This is a genomic window from Pseudomonas sp. UME65 (assembly GCF_014170225.1).
In the GTDB taxonomy this organism is placed as follows: Bacteria; Pseudomonadota; Gammaproteobacteria; order Pseudomonadales; family Pseudomonadaceae; genus Aquipseudomonas; species Aquipseudomonas protegens.
On the sequence record NZ_LZZQ01000005.1, the window covers coordinates 163,536 to 185,501 of the forward strand.

15 protein-coding genes are annotated in these 21,966 nt (G+C 65.0%); 12 read left to right on the plus strand and 3 right to left on the minus strand.

Features of this window, described 5'->3' with window-relative positions:
- Positions 1 to 22: 22 nt before the first annotated feature.
- From A9971_RS04390 to A9971_RS04445, 12 genes are all read left to right on the plus strand, one after another.
- Positions 23 to 1,726, plus strand: coding sequence for an NAD(P)/FAD-dependent oxidoreductase (locus A9971_RS04390; protein WP_011061883.1), 1,704 nt, complete (start codon positions 23 to 25; stop codon positions 1,724 to 1,726).
- A 24-nt stretch (positions 1,727 to 1,750) separates the two neighbouring features.
- Complete coding sequence (locus A9971_RS04395) at positions 1,751 to 2,842, plus strand: Rieske 2Fe-2S domain-containing protein (protein WP_011061884.1); 1,092 nt, start codon at positions 1,751 to 1,753, stop codon at positions 2,840 to 2,842.
- 154 nt (positions 2,843 to 2,996) lie between these two features.
- Positions 2,997 to 4,232, plus strand: a complete 1,236-nt coding sequence (locus A9971_RS04400; protein ID WP_183001471.1) for a cation:proton antiporter — start codon at positions 2,997 to 2,999, stop codon at positions 4,230 to 4,232.
- 24 nt (positions 4,233 to 4,256) lie between these two features.
- On the plus strand, positions 4,257 to 4,817 hold the full coding sequence (locus A9971_RS04405) for a flavin reductase family protein (protein WP_183001472.1): 561 nt from the start codon (positions 4,257 to 4,259) through the stop codon (positions 4,815 to 4,817).
- Between the two features lie 408 nt (positions 4,818 to 5,225).
- On the plus strand, positions 5,226 to 5,744 hold the full coding sequence (locus tag A9971_RS04410) for a sigma-70 family RNA polymerase sigma factor (RefSeq protein ID WP_011061887.1): 519 nt from the start codon (positions 5,226 to 5,228) through the stop codon (positions 5,742 to 5,744).
- Positions 5,737 to 6,735: a FecR domain-containing protein gene (locus A9971_RS04415; RefSeq protein ID WP_220803148.1), complete on the plus strand. Its 999-nt coding sequence runs from the start codon at positions 5,737 to 5,739 to the stop codon at positions 6,733 to 6,735. The genes A9971_RS04410 and A9971_RS04415 overlap by 8 nt, the downstream gene beginning before the upstream one ends.
- A 119-nt stretch (positions 6,736 to 6,854) precedes the next feature.
- The gene (locus tag A9971_RS04420) at positions 6,855 to 9,650 is read left to right on the plus strand and encodes a TonB-dependent receptor (protein ID WP_011061889.1); all 2,796 of its coding nucleotides are present in this window, start codon (positions 6,855 to 6,857) and stop codon (positions 9,648 to 9,650) included.
- 1 nt (position 9,651) lies between these two features.
- Complete coding sequence (locus tag A9971_RS04425; protein ID WP_183001473.1) at positions 9,652 to 10,752, plus strand: cytochrome-c peroxidase; 1,101 nt, start codon at positions 9,652 to 9,654, stop codon at positions 10,750 to 10,752.
- Between the two features lie 252 nt (positions 10,753 to 11,004).
- Positions 11,005 to 11,454 (plus strand): PTS sugar transporter subunit IIA, encoded by a 450-nt coding sequence (locus tag A9971_RS04430; RefSeq protein ID WP_015636047.1) that lies wholly within the window; start codon positions 11,005 to 11,007, stop codon positions 11,452 to 11,454.
- 246 nt (positions 11,455 to 11,700) lie between these two features.
- Positions 11,701 to 13,449 (plus strand): efflux transporter outer membrane subunit, encoded by a 1,749-nt coding sequence (locus A9971_RS04435; protein WP_183001474.1) that lies wholly within the window; start codon positions 11,701 to 11,703, stop codon positions 13,447 to 13,449.
- A gap of 12 nt (positions 13,450 to 13,461) precedes the next feature.
- Complete coding sequence (locus A9971_RS04440; protein WP_053159263.1) at positions 13,462 to 14,658, plus strand: efflux RND transporter periplasmic adaptor subunit; 1,197 nt, start codon at positions 13,462 to 13,464, stop codon at positions 14,656 to 14,658.
- A gap of 8 nt (positions 14,659 to 14,666) precedes the next feature.
- Positions 14,667 to 17,744 (plus strand): efflux RND transporter permease subunit, encoded by a 3,078-nt coding sequence (locus A9971_RS04445; RefSeq protein WP_183001475.1) that lies wholly within the window; start codon positions 14,667 to 14,669, stop codon positions 17,742 to 17,744.
- Between the two features lie 28 nt (positions 17,745 to 17,772).
- Here the strand turns inward: A9971_RS04445 and A9971_RS04450 are convergent, their stop codons facing one another.
- From A9971_RS04450 to A9971_RS04460, 3 genes are all read right to left on the minus strand, one after another.
- Complete coding sequence (locus A9971_RS04450) at positions 17,773 to 18,201, minus strand: molybdopterin-binding protein (RefSeq protein WP_015636050.1); 429 nt, start codon at positions 18,199 to 18,201, stop codon at positions 17,773 to 17,775.
- Positions 18,202 to 18,320: 119 nt separating this feature from the next.
- Positions 18,321 to 19,631 (minus strand): NtaA/DmoA family FMN-dependent monooxygenase, encoded by a 1,311-nt coding sequence (locus tag A9971_RS04455; protein ID WP_019094355.1) that lies wholly within the window; start codon positions 19,629 to 19,631, stop codon positions 18,321 to 18,323.
- Between the two features lie 76 nt (positions 19,632 to 19,707).
- Positions 19,708 to 21,801, minus strand: coding sequence for a TonB-dependent receptor (locus tag A9971_RS04460; protein WP_093403950.1), 2,094 nt, complete (start codon positions 21,799 to 21,801; stop codon positions 19,708 to 19,710).
- Between the last annotated feature and the right edge of the window lie 165 nt (positions 21,802 to 21,966).

Consider the following 21,966-nt stretch of genomic DNA (forward strand, 5'->3'; position numbering starts at 1 on the left):
CTCACAAGGAGAGTTTGCCCCCATGACTCAGAAGAGCCCCGCGAACGGACACGATAGCAACCACTTCGACGTAATCATCCTCGGTTCGGGCATGTCCGGTACCCAGATGGGGGCCATCCTGGCCAAACAACAGTTTCGCGTGCTGATCATCGAGCAGTCGTCGCACCCGCGGTTCACGATCGGCGAATCGTCGATCCCCGAAACGTCTCTCATGAACCGCATCATCGCTGATCGCTACGACATTCCGGAGCTCGGCCACATCACCTCGTTCTACTCGACGCAGCGTTACGTTTCGTCGAGCACGGGCATCAAGCGCAACTTCGGCTTCGTGTTCCACAAACCTGGCCAGGAGCACGACCCAAAGGAGTTCACCCAGTGCGTCATTCCCGAGCTGCCGTGGGGGCCGGAGAGCCATTATTACCGGCAGGACGTCGACGCCTATCTGTTGCAAGCGGCCATCAAATATGGCTGCACGGTCCGCCAGAAGACGAGCGTGACCGAATATCACGCGGACAAGGACGGCGTCGCGGTGACCACCGCCGAGGGCGAGCGGTTCACCGGCCGGTACATGATCGACTGCGGAGGACCCGGCGCGCCGCTGGCGACCAAGTTCGGGCTCCGCGAAGAGCCGTGTCGCTTCAAGACGCACTCGCGCAGCCTCTACACGCACATGCTCGGGGTCAAGCCGTTCGACGACATCTTCAAGGTCAAGGGGCAGCGCTGGCGCTGGCACGAAGGAACCTTGCACCACATGTTCACCGGCGGCTGGCTCTGGGTGATTCCGTTCAACAACCACCCGCGCTCGACCAATAACCTGGTGAGCGTCGGCCTGCAGCTCGACCCGCGTGTCTACCCGAAAACCGACATTCCCGCGCAGCAGGAATTCGACGAGTTCCTCGCGCGGTTCCCGAGCATCGGCGCTCAGTTCCGGGACGCCGTGCCAGTGCGCGACTGGGTCAAGACCGACCGCCTGCAGTTCTCGTCGAACGCCTGCGTCGGCGACCGCTACTGCCTGATGCTGCACGCGAACGGGTTCATCGACCCGCTCTTCTCCCGGGGGCTCGAGAACACCGCGGTGACCATCCACGCGCTCGCGGCGCGCCTCATCAAGGCGCTACGCGACGACGACTTCTCCCCCGAGCGCTTCGAGTACATCGAGCGCCTGCAGCAAAAGCTTTTGGACCACAACGACGACTTCGTCAGCTGCTGCTACACGGCGTTCTCGGACTTCCGCCTATGGGACGCGTTCCACCGGCTGTGGGCGGTCGGCACTATCCTCGGGCAGTTCCGGCTGGTGCAAGCCCACGCGAGGTTTCGCGCGTCGCGCGACGAGGGCGACCTCGATCACCTCGACAACGACCCGCCGTACCTCGGGTACCTGTGCGCGGACATGGAGCAGTACTACCAGTTGTTCAACGACGCCAAAGCCGAGGTCGAGGCCGTGAGCGCCGGGCACAAGTCGGCCGAGGAGGCCGCGTTGCGGATTCACGCCCTCATCGACGAACGAGACTTCGCCAAGCCGATGTTCGGCTTCGGGTACTGCATCACCGGGGACAAGCCGCAGCTCAACAACTCGAAGTACAGCCTGATACCGGCGATGAAGCTGATGTACTGGACGCAAACGCGCGCGCCGGCAGAGGTGAAGAAGTACTTCGACTACAACCCGATGTTCGCGCTGCTCAAGGCGTACATCACCACCCGCATCGGCTTGGCTCTGAAGAAGTAGTCGGCCAAGGACGGCACACACGCGATGAACAACATTCAATTGGATCAAGCGAACGTCAAGAAGCATCCCCCGGGGGCGTACGACGCGACCACACGCGTGGCCGCGAGCTGGTACGTCGCGATGCGCTCGAACGGCCTCAGGGACAAGCCGAAGGAGTTGACGCTTTTTGGCCGTCCGTACGTGGCGTGGCGCGCAGCGACGGGGCAGGCCGTGGTGATGGACCGCCACTGCTCGCACCTGGGCGCGAACCTGGCTGACGGGCGGATCAAGGACGGGTGCATCCAGTGCCCGTTTCACCACTGGCGCTACGACGAGCAAGGCAAGTGCGTTCACATCCCCGGCCACAGCGAGGTGGTGCGCCAGCTGGAGCCGGTGCCACGCGCGGCGCGCCAGCCGACGTTGGTCACCACCGAGCGATACGGCTACGTGTGGGTCTGGTACGGCTCCCCGCAGCCGCTGCACCCGCTGCCCGAAATCACCGCAGCCGACGTCGACAACGGCGACTTCATGCACCTGCACTTCGCGTTCGAGACGACGACGGCGGTCTTGCGGATCGTCGAGAACTTCTACGACGCACAGCACGCAACCCCCGTGCACGCGCTCCCGATCTCGGCCTTCGAGCTCAAGCTCTTCGACGACTGGAGCCGGTGGCCGGAGGTTGAGTCGCTGGCCCGGGCGGGCGCGTGGTTCGGTGCCGGGATCGACTTCCACGTGAACCGCTACTTCGGCCCCCTCGGCATGCTGTCGCGCGCGCTCGGCCTGAACATGTCGCAGATGAACCTGCACTTCGATGGCTACCCCGGCGGGTGCGTCATGACCGTTGCCCTGGACGCAGACGTCAAATACAAACTGCTCCAGTGTGTGACACCGGTGAGCGACGGCAAGAACATCATGCACATGCTCATCTCGATCAAGAAGGTGGGCGGCGTCCTGCGCCGTGCGACCGACTTCGTGCTGTTCGGGCTGCAGACCAGACAGGCAGCGGGGTACGACGTCAAAATCTGGAACGGGATGAAGCCCGACGGCGGCGGCGCGTACAGCAAGTACGACAAGCTCGTGCTCAAGTACCGTGCGTTCTACCGCGGCTGGGTCGACCGTGTCGCGAGTGAGCAGTAATGCGTGAGGCCGAGCCGGTAGCGGTCGCGTCGCGCTGCCCGGCGCTTGCGAACCTTTCGAGCTGCGTCACGGAGATCACGGCGTACGGCGCGGCGGGCCCGCTTGGGCTCGCGGCCACCCGCTTGGTGTCGGTGTCGCTCTTTGCGAGGTATTGATGACCATCTGGCTGTTGCAACTCGTGCTGGTGATCGCGCTCTGCAACCTCTGCGGCCGCCTTGCCGAACGGCTCGGCCAGTGCGCGGTGGTCGGCGAGATCGCGGCCGGCCTGCTGTTGGGGCCTTCGCTGTTCGGCGTGATCGCACCGAGTTTCTACGACCTGTTGTTCGGCCCACGTACGCTGTCAGCCATGGCGCAAGTCGGCGAAGTCGGCCTGATACTGCTGATGTTTCAGATCGGTCTGCATATGGAGTTGAGCGAGACGCTGCGCGGCAAGCGCTGGCGCATACCTGTCGCGATCGCGGCGGGCGGGCTCATCGCGCCGGCCGCGATCGGCATGATCGTCGCCATCGTCTCGAAAGATACGCTCGCCAGCGACGTGCCGGCGCTGCCCTACATACTCTTTTGCGGTGTCGCGCTTGCGGTATCTGCGGTGCCGGTGATGGCGCGCATCATCGACGACCTGGCGCTCGGCGCCATGGCCGGCGCACGGCACGCAATGTCTGCCGCGATGCTGACGGATGCGCTCGGCTGGATGCTGCTGGCAACGATTGCCTCGCTATCGAGCGGGCCTGGCTGGGCATTTGCGCACATGCTCGTCAGCCTGCTCGTGTACCTGGTGCTATGCGCGCTCCTGGTGCGCTTCGTGGTGCGACCGGTGCTTGCGCGGCTCGCCTCGACTGCGCATGCGACGCGCGACCGCTTGGCCGTGTTGCTCTGCTTTGTAATAGCCTCGGCACTCGCGACGTCGCTGATCGGATTCCATAGTGCATTTGGCGCACTTGCGGCGGCGCTGTTCGTGCGGCGCGTGCCCGGCGTCGCGAAGGAGTGGCGCGATAACGTCGAAGGTTTCGTCAAGCTTGTACTGATGCCGGTGTTCTTCGCGTGTGCGGGGCTGCATGCGTCGGTCGGCACGATAGACGACGCGGCATCCTGGATGTGGTGCGGGGTATTCCTCGTGGGCGGATTCATCGGCAAGTTCGGCGGCAGCTATCTGGGCGCGCGTGGCACTGGGCTGGCGCCGCACGATGCGATGCTGGTGAGCTCGTTGATGAATACGCGCGGGCTGATGGAGCTAATCGTCCTGTCAATCGGCCTGCAGATGCAGATTCTTCCGCCAAAGGTCTACACGATCCTCGTGGTGTTCGCGCTGGTGACGACGGCGCTGACCGCACCGCTGGTTCGATTCACGCTGCGCATGCAAACACGCGCAATGAGCCAACAGGCCGCCTGAGCCAGCTTGAGGGGAGAGCTCACCATGATTGCTGCCACCGAAACCAAAGTTCACGATTTGCTCGATGCCGAGGGCCGCGATGTCCGCGATGCCCGTGAACTGCGCAACGTGCTGGGGCAGTTTGCTACCGGTGTGACCGTGATCACCACCCGCACCGCTGACGGCCGCAACGTCGGTGTGACGGCCAACTCGTTCTCCTCACTGTCGCTGTCACCGGCGCTGGTGCTCTGGAGCCTGGCACGCACGGCACCGAGCCTGAAGGCCTTTTGCTCGGCGAGCCACTTCGCCATCAACGTACTGGGCGCGCACCAGCACCACCTGTCGGAGCAGTTCGCACGGGCAGCAGCCGACAAGTTCGCCGGTGTAGCTCATTCCTATGGCAAGGCGGGAGCCCCGGTGCTGGACGATGTGGTGGCAGTGCTGGTGTGCCGCAACGTCAACCAGTACGAGGGCGGTGACCACCTGATCTTCATTGGCGAGATCGAACAATACCGCTACAGCGGCGCAGAACCGCTGGTCTTCCATGCAGGCCAGTACCGGGGGCTAGGGAGCAATAGAGCAGAAAGCGTCCTCAAGCACGAATAGCCCGGCTCATGTGATCTTTTGCCGGGAAAGGTCACTGACCCAGGTGTCCCTGGATGTGGCAGCAGCTCGACCTCAGTGGCTCGATGCGCAGCGCCCCAGCGAACAACCAGCCCGACCGGCCAAGCGCCCGCGACAGCTATTTGTAGTTTCCCTCCTCCTCCTCCTCCTCCTCCTCCTCCTCTGAAGTCGATCCGACACCCACGCCAGGAAATGAATAATCACTATTGGGTTTGTGCCCAATGAGAAAGCCCTTGTAGTACGTTTTTTTCGAATGCCTTAGGCCCTTGAAGCCTGGCCATCCCAGCGCGAGGCTTGCCCAGGCGCTGCTGATTGAGGCTCACAAAATGCATTTGATAATCATTTGCAATCAAGGATAGAATCCCGCCCCCTCGTCTGATCCCGCCTTGAATGATCGCCGCCGTGTCTTATCTCAGCGATAAACTCGAGCTCTACCTTTCCCACCGTACCGCGCTGGTCGACTATTCGGCGCCCATTGTCGGTTGTCGGGCTCAAGCCGAAGAAGTGGTCCAGGAGGCCTGGCTGCGCTTCTGCGGCCAGGCCGATAGCGCCGCCCAGCCGAGCAACCCGGTGGGCTACCTGTACCGCATCGTGCGCAACCTGTCCTTTGACCTGCTGCGGCGCTCGACCCTGGAAAATCGTCATCCCGATGGCGCCGATCTGCTGAACGAGCTGCCCTCGAGTACGCCATCACCGGAGCATCAGGCGCTGCACAGCGACCAGTTGCGCCTGCTGCAAGATGCGCTGGCACTGCTGCCGGAGCGCACGCGCCGGGCCTTCCACATGCACCGCCTGCAACACCTGACCTTCCAGGAAATTGCCGCTGAGCTGAAGATCTCCTCCAGCTTGGCGCACCAGCTGGTGCGTGACGCACTGACCCACTGTGCGGAGCACCTGGCCGATGACTGATACCCCCTTGCCTCAACCTGTATCCGGTTCACTGAAGGACGACCCCGTGTGGCAGGCGGCGATGGATTGGCTGCTGCAATGCCACGCCGCGCCGGATGACGCCTTGCTGCAACAGGCCCATGCGCGCTGGCTGGCCGCTGACGAGCGCCATGCTGTCGCCTGGCGCAAGGCCGAGAAAGTCTGGTTGCTCAGTGGCGGCCTGGCGCCGCTGGAACCACCCGTGCCCCAGCCTTTGCCCACCCCGCTCCGGGCTCGGCGCAACAGGCCGCGGCGGGCACTGAAGGCGCTTGCACTGGCAGCCTGCCTGCTGTTGCTGGCCGGGCCGACACCACCGACCGCCCATACCAGCCCAGCCGGCGAGCACCGACAAGTGCTCTTGAGTGACGGCAGCCGTATTGAACTGGGCAGCGACAGCGCTATTCGAGTGGACTTCGAACCCGGTACGCGGGCGGTCACCCTGCTCAGGGGGCAGGCGTTCTTCGAGGTCAGCCACGATGCCTCGCGCCCGTTCACGGTGCAGGCTGCGGACGTCAAGGTCAGGGTCATAGGGACCGCGTTCGACGTGGACCTCAGCCGCACCGCCGTGGTGGTAGCCGTACAGAGCGGCGCTGTCCAGGTTCGCGATGGGCGCGGCGAACTCGCGGTGCCGGCCCTGGGCCCGGGCGATAGCCTTCGCCTTGGCCTGGACCAGGGCCCGCCGCAGCGCGGTCGGCTATTGCCTGGCCAGGTTGCCCCCTGGCGCCAGTGGCAGTTGCTGGTCAATGACCGGCCACTCTCCGAGGTGGTTGAAGCGCTGCAGGACTATTACCCCGGTGTACTGCTATTGACGGACCCTGCTCTGGGCGAGCGGCGCATCACCGCTTCGCTGAACCTGCGCTCGCCAGTCAGCGCACTGCAACTGGCGATCGCTCCGTTGGGTGGGCATCTGCGGCAATGGGGCCCCTACCTCACGCTGATCCGCAAAGAGCCGCAAGTGCCGGCAAAACAATAAATTTCAAAATTTTCTGGAAGTTCTCGATCGCCGTTCGTTTATTGCCCCGCTGAGTTAATCATAATTATTCTCATTAGCATGTGCGTATTGTTCGCACTGAACGGGGAGTTCACCAGAGCATGTCCATTTTCCCCCAACAGGGACTACAGGGTTGCCGACGCAGTGCGCGGCTGTTGTGGCTGTCAGTGGGGCTGGCGGTGTCCCTGCCGGCCTTGGCCAGTGACCATCGGACACGGCATAGCATCGACATCGCACGCCAGCCGTTAAGCACGGCGCTAATGGCGCTGGCACAGCAGACCGGCCTGCAGATCAGCGTCGAGAGTCAACTGCTGCTCAACCTGAACGCTCCGGCGGTGCAGGGCGAACTGAGCGCCGAGCAGGCGCTGGCGAAACTGCTCAAGGGCAGCCAGCTGGAGTGGATCTACATCGGTGACGACGCGCTGATGGTGCAACGGGCGACTCGCCCGCGTACCGATCCGGTCCGCCTGGGCAATACCAAGGTGCCTGGCGAGTTGTCGCTGCCCCAGGGTGAAACCCGAGTGGACCGCGCGACGATCGAAGCAATGCCGGCGGGCAATGGCGACATCACCAGCCTGTTGCGCAGCCATCCCAACGTGCAGTTCGACGACGCTCAGCTGAGCAGCAAGACCCCTGGCGAAATCGGCCCGGCCAACATCAGCATCAACGGGGCGCAGTTCTACCAGAATGCCTTCCTGGTCGATGGCATCAACATGAACAATGACATCGATCCGGCCGAATACCGGGTGCAATTGCTGGACGCGGTACCGGGGCGCAGCCAGGGCCTGGCACTGGACACCGACCTGCTGGAGAACATCACGGTCCTGGACAGCAACGTGCCAGCGGCCTATGGCGGCTTCAACGGTGGCGTCATCGATGCACAGACCCGTGCACCGACCCAGGCGCTGCACGGCAAATTCTCGGTGCAGACCACCCGTTCCGCCTGGACCCAATATCACGTCGACGAAAGCGAAGAACAGCGCATGGAAAACTCGGGCTCTCCCGACGAGCAGCCCAAGTTCGACAAGGTCACCGTTCGTGGCACGCTGCAGGGCCACCTGACCGACAATTTCGGCCTGCTTGGCAGCTTCAGCCAGAAGCGCTCGACCATCCCCCTGGGTTTCTACTCCTACAACAATGTCGAGGAGATGGGCTTCCACGAGGAGAAGCAGCAACGGCGCATCGACAACTACTTCCTCAAGTCGGTATGGAAAGCCAGCGATCAACTCACTGTTGAGACCAGCGTGACCCATGCCCCCGAGGAGAGTCACTACTTCCGTGCCAACGTGGCCAACTCGGGTTATGACAACAAGGCCGGCGGCACCCAAGTGAACCTGCGCACCGTCTGGGATGGCGACCTGGCGCGCGTCGAACAGAACCTGGCGTGGAGCGGCCAGGAACAGAGCCGCCAATCCGACTCCGCCGATTACTGGACCTGGCGCAAGTCGGCCACCAAGGACTGGGGCATCGGCAACAAGGCCACCTCCAATACCCTTGAAGGCGGTTGGGGTGATATCGAGCAGCAGCAACGTACCTGGCAGTACAAGCTCAATGCCGACTGGCGCAGCGTCGACTGGCTGGGCATGACTCACCGCCCGCAGACCGGCCTGGAGTTCTCCCGCCAGTACGTGCGCTACGAGCGCCTGACCGACAGCAGCACCTATGTCACCCCCGCGGCCACCACTACCTGCACCAACGGCGCCGGGGTTACCGACAGCGTCGCCTGCAACATCGGCCAGACCCTGAACGGCTGGGCGGGCCAGTACATGAAAAGCCGTACCCGCTATGCCACTGGCGAATTCGACTTCACCACCACCTCCTGGGGCAGCTGGCTGCAGGACGAGATCACCCTCGGCCAACTGACCTTGCGCCCGGGCGTGCGCGTGGACAGCGACGACTACATGGACAAGACCACCTGGGCGCCGCGCTTCTCCCTGGAATATGATCTGTTCGGTGACCGCACCACCTTGCTCAATGCCGGCGTCAACCGTTACTACGGGCGCAGCGTCAGCAGCTGGCAACTGCAGGACGGGCGCAACCGCCTGCGCTTCAACGAAACCCGCGACAGCCTGGACAAACCCTGGGTGGTCAAATCCAACGCGGCCAACCAGGTGCGCTTCAATCAGCTGGACATCCCCTACGACGACGAGCTGATGCTGGGCGTGGTGCAGCAATGGGCCGGGGTCGAATATGCCCTCAAGTATGTCAATCGCAAGGGGCGCGACCAGGTGGTTCAGGTGTCCGGCAAGACCTTGGGCGAGCCCTCCACGGACCCGACGCTGGCGAGCAACTACACCACCTACACCAACGACGGCAAGAGCGAGACCGACACCTACACCCTGACGGTGACACCGTTGCAGCGCTGGACACTGCTGGGCACCCAGACCGGCGGGCAACTGGCGCTCAACTGGACCGACAGCAAGGCCTCCGCACCGACCTACGTCGCCGCCGAGAACCTGTACTACCAGAACAGCGTCATCCAGTACCAGGGCAGCTTCATCAATTATGACGACCGCCCGGCCAGCAACTTCAACCGGCCCTGGACGGCCCGCCTGACGACCATCACCGAGATCCCCCAGGCCAATCTGCAGTGGAGCAACTTCTGGCGCTACCGCGCCGGCTACAAGCGCATTGGCGACACGGGGCGCAATGTGGACTACATGGGCACCTCGGTGGATGTCTGGGAGGAACAGAAATTCCAGGCGGCGCTGACCTGGGACACGCGCCTGGGCTGGCGTATTCCCACCGCCAGGGACCAGAACGTGTTCATCAATGTCGACGTGTTCAACGTGCTCGACAAGAAGTCGGTCAATGCCAACCAGACGGTCAACAGCAACTCGGTCTCGACCTATGAGGTGGGCCGCCAGTACTGGCTCGAAGTCGGATACGCGTTCTGAAATGCGCCGGTCCCTGAAGAGCCTGCAGGTCATGCTCGGCATGGTGCTGGTGATTGGCCCGCAGCACGTGCTGGCCTGCGCCACGAGCGAACCGTCTTGCCTGCGCGAGTTGTACAGCCGGCCCCCCGCGCAGTGGCCGGCGCCGCAGGTGGATGCCGGCGTGGCCTGGCAAGAGCTGGGCCCCTTGCCCGAGCGGGCGCCGTCCCCGGCGTACAACCCCTACACGCAGCAGAAGGCCGATCTGGGCCGCCGGCTGTTCTTCGACCCGCGCCTGTCGCGTTCGGGGCAGATTGCCTGCGCCTCCTGCCATGAACCGGACCTGGGGTTCGCCGATGGGCGTCGGGTTTCGTTCGGGCATGACCGTGCCGCGGGCCGGCGCAATGCACCGAGCCTGGTGGCCAGCGGCCTGGCCAAGAAGCTGTTCTGGGACGGGCGCGCCGACAGCCTGGAGATGCAGGCCCTGATGCCGGTCGTCGACCCCAAGGAGATGGCCTTCAGTGTCGCGGAACTGGTGGCCCGGCTGCGTGACACCACGGACTACCCGGCACAGTTCGCCCAGGTATTTCCCGGACAGGCGCTGGGTGCCGAGCAGGTGGCGGCGGCATTGGCGACTTATCAGCGTGGCCTGCTGCGGGTTGCCCAACGCACCCCCTTCGAGCGTTTTCTACGGGGGCAGGCGAAGGCGCTCAGCGACCAGCAATTGCAGGGGCTGCACCTGTTTCGCACCAAGGCACGCTGCATGAACTGCCACTTCGGCCCGGGGATGCAGGACGACCGCTTCCACAATGCAGGCCTGACCTTCTATGGGCGCCTGCGCGAAGACCTCGGGCGCTATGAAGTCACCGGGCTGGCGCAGGATGTCGGGCGCATGTGCACACCTTCACTGCGGCTGGTGAGCCATACCGGCCCCTGGTTTCACAACGGGCTGGCCAGCAGCCTCGATCAGGTGCTGTTGTTCTACAACGCAGGCATGCCCAGGCCCGTACCCAAGGAGGGGCAGCTGCAAGACCCGCTGTTTCCCGTGACGTCGGCGCAATTGAAGGTATTGGAGCTGGACCGGACCGAACTGAAGGCACTGAAGGCTTTCCTGGAGGCCTTATGAGAGGTTGGCCGCGGCGGCTGCACATCGGTGTGGCCACACAGGGCCAGCGCCAGGGACTTGATCACCTCCTGCCCGCTGCGGATACCGCTGTCGAGCCAGACTTCGAGGCGCCGGGCAACAGGCGCCTGGCGGCAGCGGGCCGGTGGCTGGCGATCTAAAGAGTTCGTAAAGACTGCCCGCCCGCCCCTCCCGGCACCTGGCAAATGCGCTTCAATAGCCTGCAAGCCAAGCCTGAAGCTCCCGGAGAAGCCCATGAGCAAAGTCGCCCGCTATCTGCAGGTCGAAGACATCCTCCTGGCGGTCAATGTCACGAACAAGCAGCGCCTGTTCGAGCAGGTCGGCCAGCACCTGCAAGAGACCCGGCAACTGCCGGCGGATTGGGTGGCCGCCAGCCTGTGGCGCCGGGAGCTGGCCGCCAGTACCGCCATCGGTGAAGGGGTCGCGGTGCCCCACGCGCGACTCGCCGAGCTCGATCGCATTCATGCGCTGTACCTGCGGCCGCAGACCGCCATGGCCTTTGCCGCCCCGGACCAGCAGCCGGTCAGCGATATCCTGGTGCTGCTGGTGCCCGCTCCCGCCGATCAGCAGCACCTGGACCTGCTGGCCGACACCGCCCGGCTGTTTACCAACCCGCGGTTTCGCCAGGCCCTGCTGCGCTGTACTGCGCCGATGCAGGTCAAACAGCTGTTCGATCACTGGTAGCTTGACCCAGACACCTGCTCCAGCACGCAATACCCATTTGCCGCTCCCCCGCGGCAAATGGGATAGCTCAAGCCCCACCGATCACCTTCCGGCACAAGATTTCATCTATTGGCGGTTAGCCGACTCATCCATTAACGTTCATTACACCTCGCGCAGCCCAGCGCTTGAGGGGGTGCCTGCCCTGCCGTCGCGCCGCTCTCCATATTCCTGTTGAACTCACTCACTGATTGCTCAATTAGAGAGAATATGAACAAGCCACAGCTGCTGCCTGTAGCCACTGGCGGCCGGCGTCCTCACAGGGACGAAGGTACCGGTCGAAAATCCTCTGGGCACCTGTCTCTTCTGTTGCTTGCCCGCTCGTCCCTGAACCTGCTCTGCATCGCAGCCCTCGCCAGCTGCGCCGTGGGGCCGGATTTCAGCCGCCCGGAACTGAGCCGGGACGCCGGCTACAGCGCCACGCCCCTGCCGCCCCGCACCGTCACGGCGGGGGTCGCCGCCGGTGGCGCGGCGCAGCGACTGGTGAACGGCATGGACATTCCCGGGCAGTGGTGGACGCTGTTCCGCTCGCCGCAACTCGATGCCCTGGTGCAGGAAGCGCTGCAGGCCAACCCGGATATCGACGCCGCCCAGGCCGCGCTGCGCCAGGCCAATGAACTGCTGTACGCCGAACAGGCGTCGCTGTTTCCCTCCCTCAGCGCCTCGGCCTCGAAAACCCGCGAGAAGGTGTCCGCCGCCAGCGCCCTGGGCTCCAGCGGCGGTGCGGCAGCGGCCGGGGGCTCTGCGGCGCAGATCTTCACGGTCAACTCGGCGTCCCTGAGTGTGTCCTACGCCCCCGACGTGTTTGGCGGCACCCGCCGGCAGATCGAGGCCAGCGGTGCCCAGGCCGACTACCAGCGCTACCAGCTGGAGGCGACCTACCTGACCCTCACCGCCAACCTGGTGAACACCGCCATCAGCCTGGCCTCGATCCGTGACCAGATCGCCGCCACCGAAACCGTGATTCGCCTGCAGAGCGACCAGCTCGACCTGCTGCAGGCCCAGCGTCGACTGGGTGCCATCGGCGACAGCGATCTGCTGACCCAGCAAGCGACCCTGGCCCAGACCCGCGCCACCCTGCCGCCCTTGCAGAAACAGCTGGCCCAGGCCCGCAACCAGTTGCAGGCCTACCTGGGTCGCTTCCCCAGCCAGGACCGTGGCGAACACTTCCAGCTGGCCTCCCTGCACCTGCCCGAGGAACTGCCCCTGAGCCTGCCTTCGGCCATCGTCGAGCAGCGGCCCGACGTACGTTCCGCCGAGGCCCAGTTGCATCAGGCCAGCGCCGATATCGGCGTGGCCATCGCCAACCAGTTGCCGCAGTTCAGCATTACCGGTTCCCTGGGCTCCACGGCGCTGGCGGGCACCAAACTGTTTTCCTCCGGCACCGGGGTCTGGAGCCTGGCCGGCTCCATCGCCCAGCCGCTGTTCGACGCCGGCGCCCTGGAGCATCGCAAGCGCGCCGCGGTGGCCGCCTATGAGCAGGCCGCAGCGCGCTATCGCGGCACGGTGATCACCGCCTTCCAGGACGTAGCCAATGCCCTGCGTGCCCTGCAGGCCGACGCCGAGGCCCTGCAACAGCAAGTGCTGGCCGAGACCGCCGCGCGCCAGAGCCTGGACCTGGCCCAGGCCCAGTACCGCCTGGGCGCGGTGGGCTACCTGAACCTGCTGACCGCGCAGCAGACCTACCAGAACGCGATTGTCAGCCGGGTGCGCGCCCAGGCCGCCCGCTACAGCGACACCACGGCGCTGTTCCAGGCCCTGGGGGGCGGCTGGTGGCAGCGCCAGGATGTCGCCCCCGACAGCCTTGGCAGCCCCGATCGTTTCGGCTGGCCGTCGCTCAAGGAGATGTACCCGCCGCCCGCGGCCCAGCACCGCGAACAGGCTCAAGCCGGCCAGCCGGGCCGGCTCCAGGGGCCGGCAGCCGCCGCGCCGTCCACTCGACCTGCACCCTTGCCTTAAGTGAGATCCGCCATGGCCGATGTCCACTCCAGCCCCTCCCCTGCGCACCCCGGCGCGGCCCCCCAGGCGCCGCGCAAGCGCCGGCTGCTGCGGCCGATGCTGATCATGCTCGGCGTGGTGCTGCTGATCGTCGCGGTGATCGGCGGGGTCAAGTTCGCGCAGATCTCCAAGCTGATCGCCCAGGCCAAGGTGCCCCTGCCGCCCGCGGTGGTTACCGCCATCAAGGCCCAGTACGAAGAGTGGCAGCCCAGCGTCTCCGCGGTGGGCTCGATGAAGACCGTGCGCGGGGTGGACGTGACCACCGAGGTCGGCGGCATCGTGCGCAGCATCGGCTTCAAGCCCGGCCAGGAAGTGGCCGCCGGCGACCTGCTGGTGCAGTTGAATGCCGACTCCGACATCGCCCAGTTGCATTCCCTGGAAGCCACCGCGGCCCTGGCCGGCACGGTGCTCAAGCGCGACCGGGCGCAACTGAAGGTGAGCGCGGTGTCCCAGGCCCTGGTCGAGGCCGACGAAGCCGACCTCAAGGCCAAGCTGGCCGCTGCCGAACAGCAGCGCGCGCTGGTGGCGAAGAAGAGCATCCGCGCGCCCTTTGCCGGGCGCATCGGCATCACCGCGGTCAACCCCGGGCAATACCTCAACCCGGGGGACAAGATCGCCAACCTGCAGACCTTCGACCCGATCTACATCGACTTCAACGTGCCCCAGGCCCAGGTGCAGCAAGTAGCTCTGGGCCAGAGCGTCACGGTCAGCGCCGACGGCCTGCCCAAGCAGACGTTCACTGGCCGGGTCAGCTCCATCGACACCCAGTTCGACCCCAACACCCGCAACGTCACGGTGGAAGCCACCATCGACAACCCCAAGCGCAGCCTGGTGCCCGGCATGTTCGCCCGGGCCGTGGTGGCCTCCGGCGGCACCCAGCGTTACCTGACCCTGCCCCAGACCGCGGTCACCTATAACCCCTACGGCACCACGGTGTTCATCGCCAGCCAGAAGAACAACGACCAGGGCGACGCAGTGCTCACCGCGCAGCAGACCTTCATCGAAACCGGCCCCAACCGTGGCGACCAGGTGGCGGTGCTGTCAGGGGTCAAGGAAGGCGACCTGGTGATCACCAGCGGCCAGATGAAACTCAAGAACGGCTCGCCGGTGAAAGTCGACAACAGCCACGCGCCGCGCAACGATCCTTCGCCGACGCCGCAAGAGCATTAGGGCCCGCCATGAACTTCACCGATACCTTTATCAAGCGCCCGGTCTGGGCCGTGGTGGTCTCGCTGTTCATCCTGATCCTGGGCCTGCGCTCGATCTTCGAGCTGCCGGTGAACCAGTGGCCGCGCACGGAAAACACCGTGGTCACCATCAGCACCTATTACTACGGGGCCGACGCCGCCACCGTGGCCGGTTTCATTACCCAGCCCCTGGAGGCCGCCATCGCTCAGGCCCAGGGCATCGACTATCTGTCGTCCACCAGCATCACCGGGCTCTCCACCATTACCGCGACCCTGCGCCTGAACTACGACTCCAGCAAGGCGCTGACCGAGATCAACACCCAGGTCAACTCGGTGAAGAACCAGTTGCCGGCCCAGTCCCAGGAACCGGTGCTGACGGTAGCGGTGGGCCAGACCACCGACGCCATGTACCTGGGGTTCTACAGCGACACCCTGGCCACCAACAACATCACCGACTACCTGGTGCGGGTGGTCAAGCCCAAGCTCGATTCCCTGGAAGGCGTGCAGACCGCAGAGATCCTCGGCGGCCGCCAGTTCGCCCTGCGGGCCTGGCTCGACCCGGACAAGCTGGCGGCCCACAACGTCACCGCCCAGGACGTGGCCACGGCCCTGGGCAACAACAACTACCTGTCCGCCGTGGGCTCCACCAAGGGGCAGATGATCACCGTGGACCTCACCGCCGGCACCGACCTGCACACGGTGGACGAATTCAAGCGCCTGGTGGTCAAGCACAACGGCGACGCCCTGGTGTACCTGGAGGACCTGGGCAACGTCACCCTGGGGGCGGAAAACTACGACAGCAGCGTGGCTTTCTCCGGCAAGCGCTCGGTGTTCATCGGCATCAAGGCAGCGCCCACCGCCAACATCCTCAACGTCGCCGACAACGTGCGCAAAGCCTTCCCCGAACTGCAATCGCAACTGCCGGCCGGGGTGCGCGGCGAGATCGTCTACGACTCCACGGCCTTCATCAACACCTCGATCTTCGAGGTGGTGAAGACCCTGGTGGAAGCCATGATCATCGTCTCGGTGGTGATCTACCTGTTCCTCGGCTCGTTCCGTGCGGTGATCGTGCCTCTGGTGGCGATCCCGCTGTCGCTGGTGGGCACCTTCTTCGTCATGTACCTGCTGGGTTATTCCATCAACCTGCTGACCCTGCTGGCCCTGGTGCTGGCCATCGGTCTTGTGGTGGACGACGCCATCATCGTGGTGGAAAACGTCGACCGGCATATCAAGGAGCAAGGCCGCGGCGTACTGGAGGCGGCGTTGCTGGCGGCCCGCGAGCTGGGCGGCCCGATCATCGCCATGACCGTGGTGCTGATCGCCGCCTACGTGCCCATCGGCCTGCGCAGCGGCCTGACCGGGGCGCTGTTCAAGGAGTTCTGCTTTTCCCTGGCCGGCGCAGTGACGGTGTCGGCGGTGATCGCCCTGACCCTGTCGCCGATGATGACCTCGCGGCTGTTCAAGAGCGGCCAGGAGGAAGGCCGGTTCGCCAAGCGCCTGGACCGCTACTTCGACTGGCTGCGGGGGCGCTACCACCGGGTGCTGGCGGCCGGGCTGGATAGCTGGCCGGTGCTGGTGACCTTCGGCTTCCTGCTGTTCGTGCTGGTGGCCGCCAGTGGCCTGACCGCCAAGAGCGAGCTGTCGCCCACCGAGGACCAGGGCCTGGTGTTCATGCAGATCAAGGGCGCGCCCACCGCCTCGCCGCAGCAGATGGAGTGGATTGCCGACCAGGCGTTCCAGATCGCCAACAAGGAGCCCGAGTACCTGCAGATGTTCCAGCTCACCGGCCTGCCCTCGCTGAACCAGGGCCTGGGCGGGGTGCTGCTCAAGTCCTGGGAGGATCGTGACCGCTCCCAGGCGCAGTTGATCCTCGACCTGCAACAGAAGTGGAACCAGGTGCCCGGCGCCACCATCGCCGCCTTCCCCCTGCCCTCGCTGCCCGGCGCCCAGGGCCTGCCGGTGCAGTTCGTGGTCAGCACCACCGAGTCGGTGGCCAACCTCAACGAGGTGGCCCAGGCGGTACTGGCCGAGGCCACCAAGCAGCAGCTGTTCTGGTTTTCCGACCTGGACCTCAAGCTCGACAAGCCCCAGGCCAAGCTGGTGGTGGACCGGGAAAAGATCGCCGCCCTGGGCATGACCCAGGCCGACGTCGGCGCCGCGCTCTCGGCGGCCCTGGGGGGCAACTACGTGAACTACTTCTCCACCGCCGGGCGCTCCTACAAGGTGATCCCCCAGGTGCTGCAGGTAGACCGGCTGAACCCCGAACAGATCCTCGACTACTACATCCGTACCCCGTCGGGGGCGATGATTGCAGCGCGCACCGTGGCCCATATCGAAACCTCCACCGAGCCTGAGTCGGTCAACCACTTCCAGCAGCTCAACTCGGCGACCCTGTCCGGGGTCAGCGGCGTGTCCCAGGGCGAGTTGCTGGCCCGGCTCAAGGGCATTCTGGAACAGGTGGCGCCATCCGGTTACTCCAGCGACTACGCCGGCGAATCACGGCAGTTCATCCAGGAATCGGGGGGGTTCGTCGGCCTGCTGCTGTTCTCGATCCTGATCGTCTACCTGGCCCTGGCGTTCCAGTTCGAGAGCTACCGCGACCCGGTGGTGATCCTGTTCTCGGTGCCGCCGGCGCTGTTCGGCGCCCTGGCCTTCATCACCATGGGGTTCGCCTCGATCAACGTCTACACCCAGGTCGGGCTGGTGACGCTGCTGGGGCTGATCACCAAGCACGGGATCCTCATCGTGCAGTTCGCCAACCAATTGCAGCGCGCCGGCCACAATAAGCGCGAAGCCATCGAAGAAGCCGCCGCGGTGCGCCTGCGGCCGATCCTGATGACCACCGCGGCCATGGTCCTGGGGGTGGTGCCGCTGGTCTGGGCTTCCGGCGCCGGCGCGGCGGGCCGCCACGACATGGGCCTGGTGATCTTTGCCGGGCTGTCCATCGGCACCCTGCTGACCCTGTTCATGGTGCCGGCCATGTACCTGTTCATTGGCAGTACGCACTCTGCCGCAAGCATCGAGAACCCGGGGGCGCAGGCGGATGCCGGAGCTTCCGACAGCGCCTGAACCCCTGCTCGATCGAAACCGCCGGGTATCAGGCCGGCACGCCCAGGATGATGTGGGACGCCTTGATCACCGCCGTGGCGCTGACGCCCGGGGCCAGGCCCAGTTCGGTCACCGCATCGCGGGTGACGATGGAATACACCTGGCTGCCGCCGCTGAGCTCCAGCACCACTTCGGCGTTGACCGCACCATCGGTGACGCTGATCACCTTGCCCTGCAGGCAGTTGCGAGCGGACAGGCGGATGCCCTCGGCATCGGTCATGAGCATCACCCAGGGTGCCTTGACCAGGGCCAGGGCCTCGGTGCCCGGGGCGATGCCCAGGCTACGCAGGCTTTGCAGGGTCACCACCGCCACCAGTTGCTCGCCGCCCTCCAGGGACAGCACCACCTCGGCGTTGACCGAACCCTCTTCCACCTGGCTGACCCGGCCTTTGAACACGTTGCGTGCACTGACTTTCATGTTGCATTCCTTTTGTTGACTACGGGGTTAGGATCGCCCGGCATGATCCGGACGCACGTTGTGTAGAAACAACCATAGCGCCCGCCACTCAAAGCCGGATATTTCTCGCAGGCCCCGGGTCAATCCTGCTCTTGCAGGTGTTCGATAAAGGTCGTGCCGCTATAGCGCTCGCGAAACAGCCCCGCCTCCACCAGCATCGGTATCACCTGTTCCAGGAAAATGTGCATCGAACGGATCGAGCCCCCCGGCGCGGCGATAAAGCCGTCCATGGCGCCGGCCTCGGCCCATTCGACGATCTGTGCAAATGCATCTTCGGCGGTGCCTATCACTTGCCAGTGGGCCGCGCAAATCACTTCCGGGCGCAGCAGCAGTTCGTCCAGGCGCAGGGTTTCGCGCTCGATCAACCGCCGCAGCAGGTTGGTGTGGGTGCGGCTGCCGGGGTTGTGCACCGGGGCCGGCAGGTCGGCGGCGCTCACCGGGCGGTCCAGGGGCCAGTCGCTTAAATCGAGGCCGATCATCTGCTGGATCGAGGCGAACTTGCGCGCGTTGTCCGGGCGCCCGTGGGTTTGCATGAACAGCTCGCGGGCCTGTTCCCGGGTCGGCGCCAGGTACAGGCTCAGGCCCGGCAGCAGGCGGATGTCCTCGGGGCGGCGGCCGTGGCGCCGGGCCCGTTGCGAGAGGTCGCGACGCAGTTCCAGGGCCGCATCCTTGTCCGGGGTCGGGGCGAACACCAGGTCGGCCACCGAGGCGGCAAAGTCGCGACCGGTGTCCGAGGCGCCGGCCTGGACCAGGGGAATCCGTGCCTTGCCGAACGCCGGCAGGTTGAGCGGGCCGCGCACCCGGAAGTACTCGCCGGCATGGTCCACCGGGTGCACCTGGCTGCGGTCGGCGTAACGGCCGTTCTCCCGGTCCAGTAGCAGCGCCTGGTTGGGGTAGCTGGCCCACAGGTCGTGCACCAGGCGGGTGAACTCTGCCGCCCGGGCATAGCGCTCATCCGCACCGGGCATGGCCTCCAGGCCGAAGTTCTCGTGGCCCTGCAAGGCGGTGACGATGTTCCAGCCGGCGCGGCCGTTGCTCACCCAATGCAGCGACTGCAACTGGCGCGCCACCACATAGGGCGGGAAGAAGGTGGTGGAAACGGTGGACACCAGGCCGATGCGGGACGTCTCCCGGGCGATGCACGCCAGCAACACCGTGGGATCGAGGCTGGCGAAACCCGAGCCGCTTTCCAGGCCGTCCATGTTCAGGCAACTGACGTCGGGGCGGAACACGAAATCCAGGTGCGCGGCCTCGGAACGCTTGGCGATGTCCACGGCGAAGTCGGCGCTGTAGATGCCTTCGATATTGCTGTCGGGCTGGCGCCAGGCATCGCCGCTGAGCCAGGTGGGGGCCAGGGACATGCCGATATGCAGGCGTTTGCGGTTACTCATCTGTTGCCAATCTCCTGTGTACGAATGAACGCCGGCAGCGCCTCGGGGGGCGGCCGGCGACGGGTTCCCGGGGGCCTCAGAACGCCCCTTTGACGCCGATGCCCAGGGTCCGTGGCTGGGTCATGCTGGCCTCGATGCCGCCGATGCCGCGGTTCTGCTGCATGTAGGTGGGCGAGCGGTCGTCGAAGACGTTCTTGACGTAGCCATAGAGCTGCACCTGGTCGTTGAAGCGGTAGCTCATGCGCGCATCGGTCAGGGTGTAGGGCTTGATCGAATAGGCCGAGGTGTTGGCGGTATCCGAGTAGTAGCCGTCCAGGTAGCGCACCTGGGCATTGAGGTTCAGGCGCTCGGTGATGTCCCAGCTGGGGCCGAAGCTCAGGGTGTAGCCCGGCGAGCGGGCAAACTCGTTGTGGGCGTAGTCGGCGTTGCTGGAAATCTTGTCGATGCGGGTGCGCAAGGTACCGGCGCTGGCCTTGAGCCGCAGGTTGTCCAGCAGGCGATAGTCCAGATCCAGCTCCAGGCCATAGGCGTGGGCCTTCTCGGCGTTGATGGTGTAGGACTGTGCCACCCCCGGGGAAATCACCACCGGGATGTTGTACTGGGCGTCCTTGAAATCCATGTAGAACAGGTTGGTGTTGATCAGCAGGCGGTCGTCGAGAAAGCTCGCGCGGCTGAACAGCTCATAGTTCCAGATCGACTCTTCCTTGAAATAGGCCCATTGCCGGGTCGTCAGGTTCAGCGACACACCGCCCGGGTTGTAGCCCCGGCTGACCAGGCCACCGACGGTCCAGTGCGGGGTGGCGGCGTAGGCCAGGGAAACCTTGGGCAGCACGGTGGAGAAGGTCTTGTCGTAGTTCAGCGCGCCGGGAGCCAGCACCGAGTTGCCCGTGCGCTCGATGTGGTCCTGCTGGTAGCGCAGGCCGGTGCTCAGGGTCCACAGGTCGGTGAGCCGGTAGTTGAGCTCGCCGAAGATCCCCAGGTTGGTCTTGGTGTCGTCGAAGGCCGAACGCCCCCGCAGGTTGAGGGTTTCGTCGGTGCGGGTGCGGGCGTAGTAGATCCCGCCCATGCCACTGAGCAGGTCCTCTTTCTCACCGAAGGTCAGGCGCGACTCGTTGGAGGCGTTCTTCTGGTGGATATCGGCATCGCCCTCGCCCGCCGCCCCAGTCACCCGGTGCACCGACGACAGCGAATACTGCGCCTGGTTGAACAGCTTGAGGCCATTACCCAGCTCATAGGAGACGTCGAGGATGCTGGTGTTGGTGTCCTGTTCCCAGGACGGCATGGTGGTGGAGCTGTGCTCCAGCTTGTGGAACGGCGCCGAGGCGGCTTCCTGGGTCGGGCGGTTGCTGTCGTTGTGGGCGAAGGTGAACTGGCTTTCCAGCCCTGGAATGTCGGTGGGCAACCACAGCAGCTTGGCCCGGGCATTGAGGTTGCGAAAATCCTGGTCGGTCTTGCCGCCCTGGAACTTCGGGTTGTCGTAGTCGATGAAGGTGTCGCGGGCCGAATAGTCCACTGCCAGGCGCCCGGCAAAGTCCTGGGCCAGGGGCCCGGACACCGCCACCGAACTGCGCCGCGAGTGGTAGCTGCCGATCTCCGCCTGGTAGGCCGCCTCGGGGGTGAAGGTCGGGTTCTTGGTGTTGACGATGATCGCCCCGGCAATCGCATTGGCGCCCTGGGAGGTGGTCTGCGGGCCGCGGAACACCTCGATGCTGTCCAGGTCCCAGACCGAGGTCGCGCCGAAGAACATCTCGTTGTAGTTCAGGTAGTGGCCGTCCAGGTTGATGGTGGCCCGCGGCACCGTACCGCCCCAGAACACGTTCTGCCCGTTGTTCGGGCCCTGGGTGTCCTGGCCGCGGATGATCGGCGCGCCCACCGAGTCGGTGTAGATCACGTTGGGGCTGCCGTTGATGACCTCCGACACCGACGCATCGCCGGTCTTGTTCTGGTCGATATCGCGGTCGGTGATGATCGACACCGAGGAGGCGGTGTCCTTCAGCTCGCGGTCGAGTTTCTCACCGGTGACCACCAGCGATTCCAGGGCCAGGCTGCCTTTTCCCGGCTTGTCCGGCTGCCTGCTGTCCTCGGCCATCAGCGGCGGGCTCGCCAGCAGGGTGGACAAGGTGAGAACGCCAATACCGTGACTGAATGTGCGGTGCGTAAGGGCCATCAAAACTTCCTTCCAAATGAGAATGATCCTCTTTCACGATTAGGCTATCACGCTGCCATGATATTCCTCAATACGGAATACGTTCTGCAAATTGGAATGATCTACACTTTTGGCCCGGGCGCATTCCCCCGTCCCAGGCAGGCGGTGGAACCGGTATCATGGCCGCCG

What these genes read in the sequence shown, in the direction of transcription:
- A9971_RS04390 (WP_011061883.1), top strand. Translation starts at nt 23, where the DNA reads ATGACTCAGAAGAGCCCCGCGAACGGACACGATAGCAACCACTTCGAC.
- A9971_RS04395 (WP_011061884.1), top strand. Translation starts at nt 1,751, where the DNA reads ATGAACAACATTCAATTGGATCAAGCGAACGTCAAGAAGCATCCCCCG.
- A9971_RS04400 (WP_183001471.1), top strand. Translation starts at nt 2,997, where the DNA reads ATGACCATCTGGCTGTTGCAACTCGTGCTGGTGATCGCGCTCTGCAAC.
- A9971_RS04405 (WP_183001472.1), top strand. Translation starts at nt 4,257, where the DNA reads ATGATTGCTGCCACCGAAACCAAAGTTCACGATTTGCTCGATGCCGAG.
- A9971_RS04410 (WP_011061887.1), top strand. Translation starts at nt 5,226, where the DNA reads ATGATCGCCGCCGTGTCTTATCTCAGCGATAAACTCGAGCTCTACCTT.
- A9971_RS04415 (WP_220803148.1), top strand. Translation starts at nt 5,737, where the DNA reads ATGACTGATACCCCCTTGCCTCAACCTGTATCCGGTTCACTGAAGGAC.
- A9971_RS04420 (WP_011061889.1), top strand. Translation starts at nt 6,855, where the DNA reads ATGTCCATTTTCCCCCAACAGGGACTACAGGGTTGCCGACGCAGTGCG.
- A9971_RS04425 (WP_183001473.1), top strand. Translation starts at nt 9,652, where the DNA reads ATGCGCCGGTCCCTGAAGAGCCTGCAGGTCATGCTCGGCATGGTGCTG.
- A9971_RS04430 (WP_015636047.1), top strand. Translation starts at nt 11,005, where the DNA reads ATGAGCAAAGTCGCCCGCTATCTGCAGGTCGAAGACATCCTCCTGGCG.
- A9971_RS04435 (WP_183001474.1), top strand. Translation starts at nt 11,701, where the DNA reads ATGAACAAGCCACAGCTGCTGCCTGTAGCCACTGGCGGCCGGCGTCCT.
- A9971_RS04440 (WP_053159263.1), top strand. Translation starts at nt 13,462, where the DNA reads ATGGCCGATGTCCACTCCAGCCCCTCCCCTGCGCACCCCGGCGCGGCC.
- A9971_RS04445 (WP_183001475.1), top strand. Translation starts at nt 14,667, where the DNA reads ATGAACTTCACCGATACCTTTATCAAGCGCCCGGTCTGGGCCGTGGTG.
- A9971_RS04450 (WP_015636050.1), bottom strand. Translation starts at nt 18,201, where the DNA reads ATGAAAGTCAGTGCACGCAACGTGTTCAAAGGCCGGGTCAGCCAGGTG.
- A9971_RS04455 (WP_019094355.1), bottom strand. Translation starts at nt 19,631, where the DNA reads ATGAGTAACCGCAAACGCCTGCATATCGGCATGTCCCTGGCCCCCACC.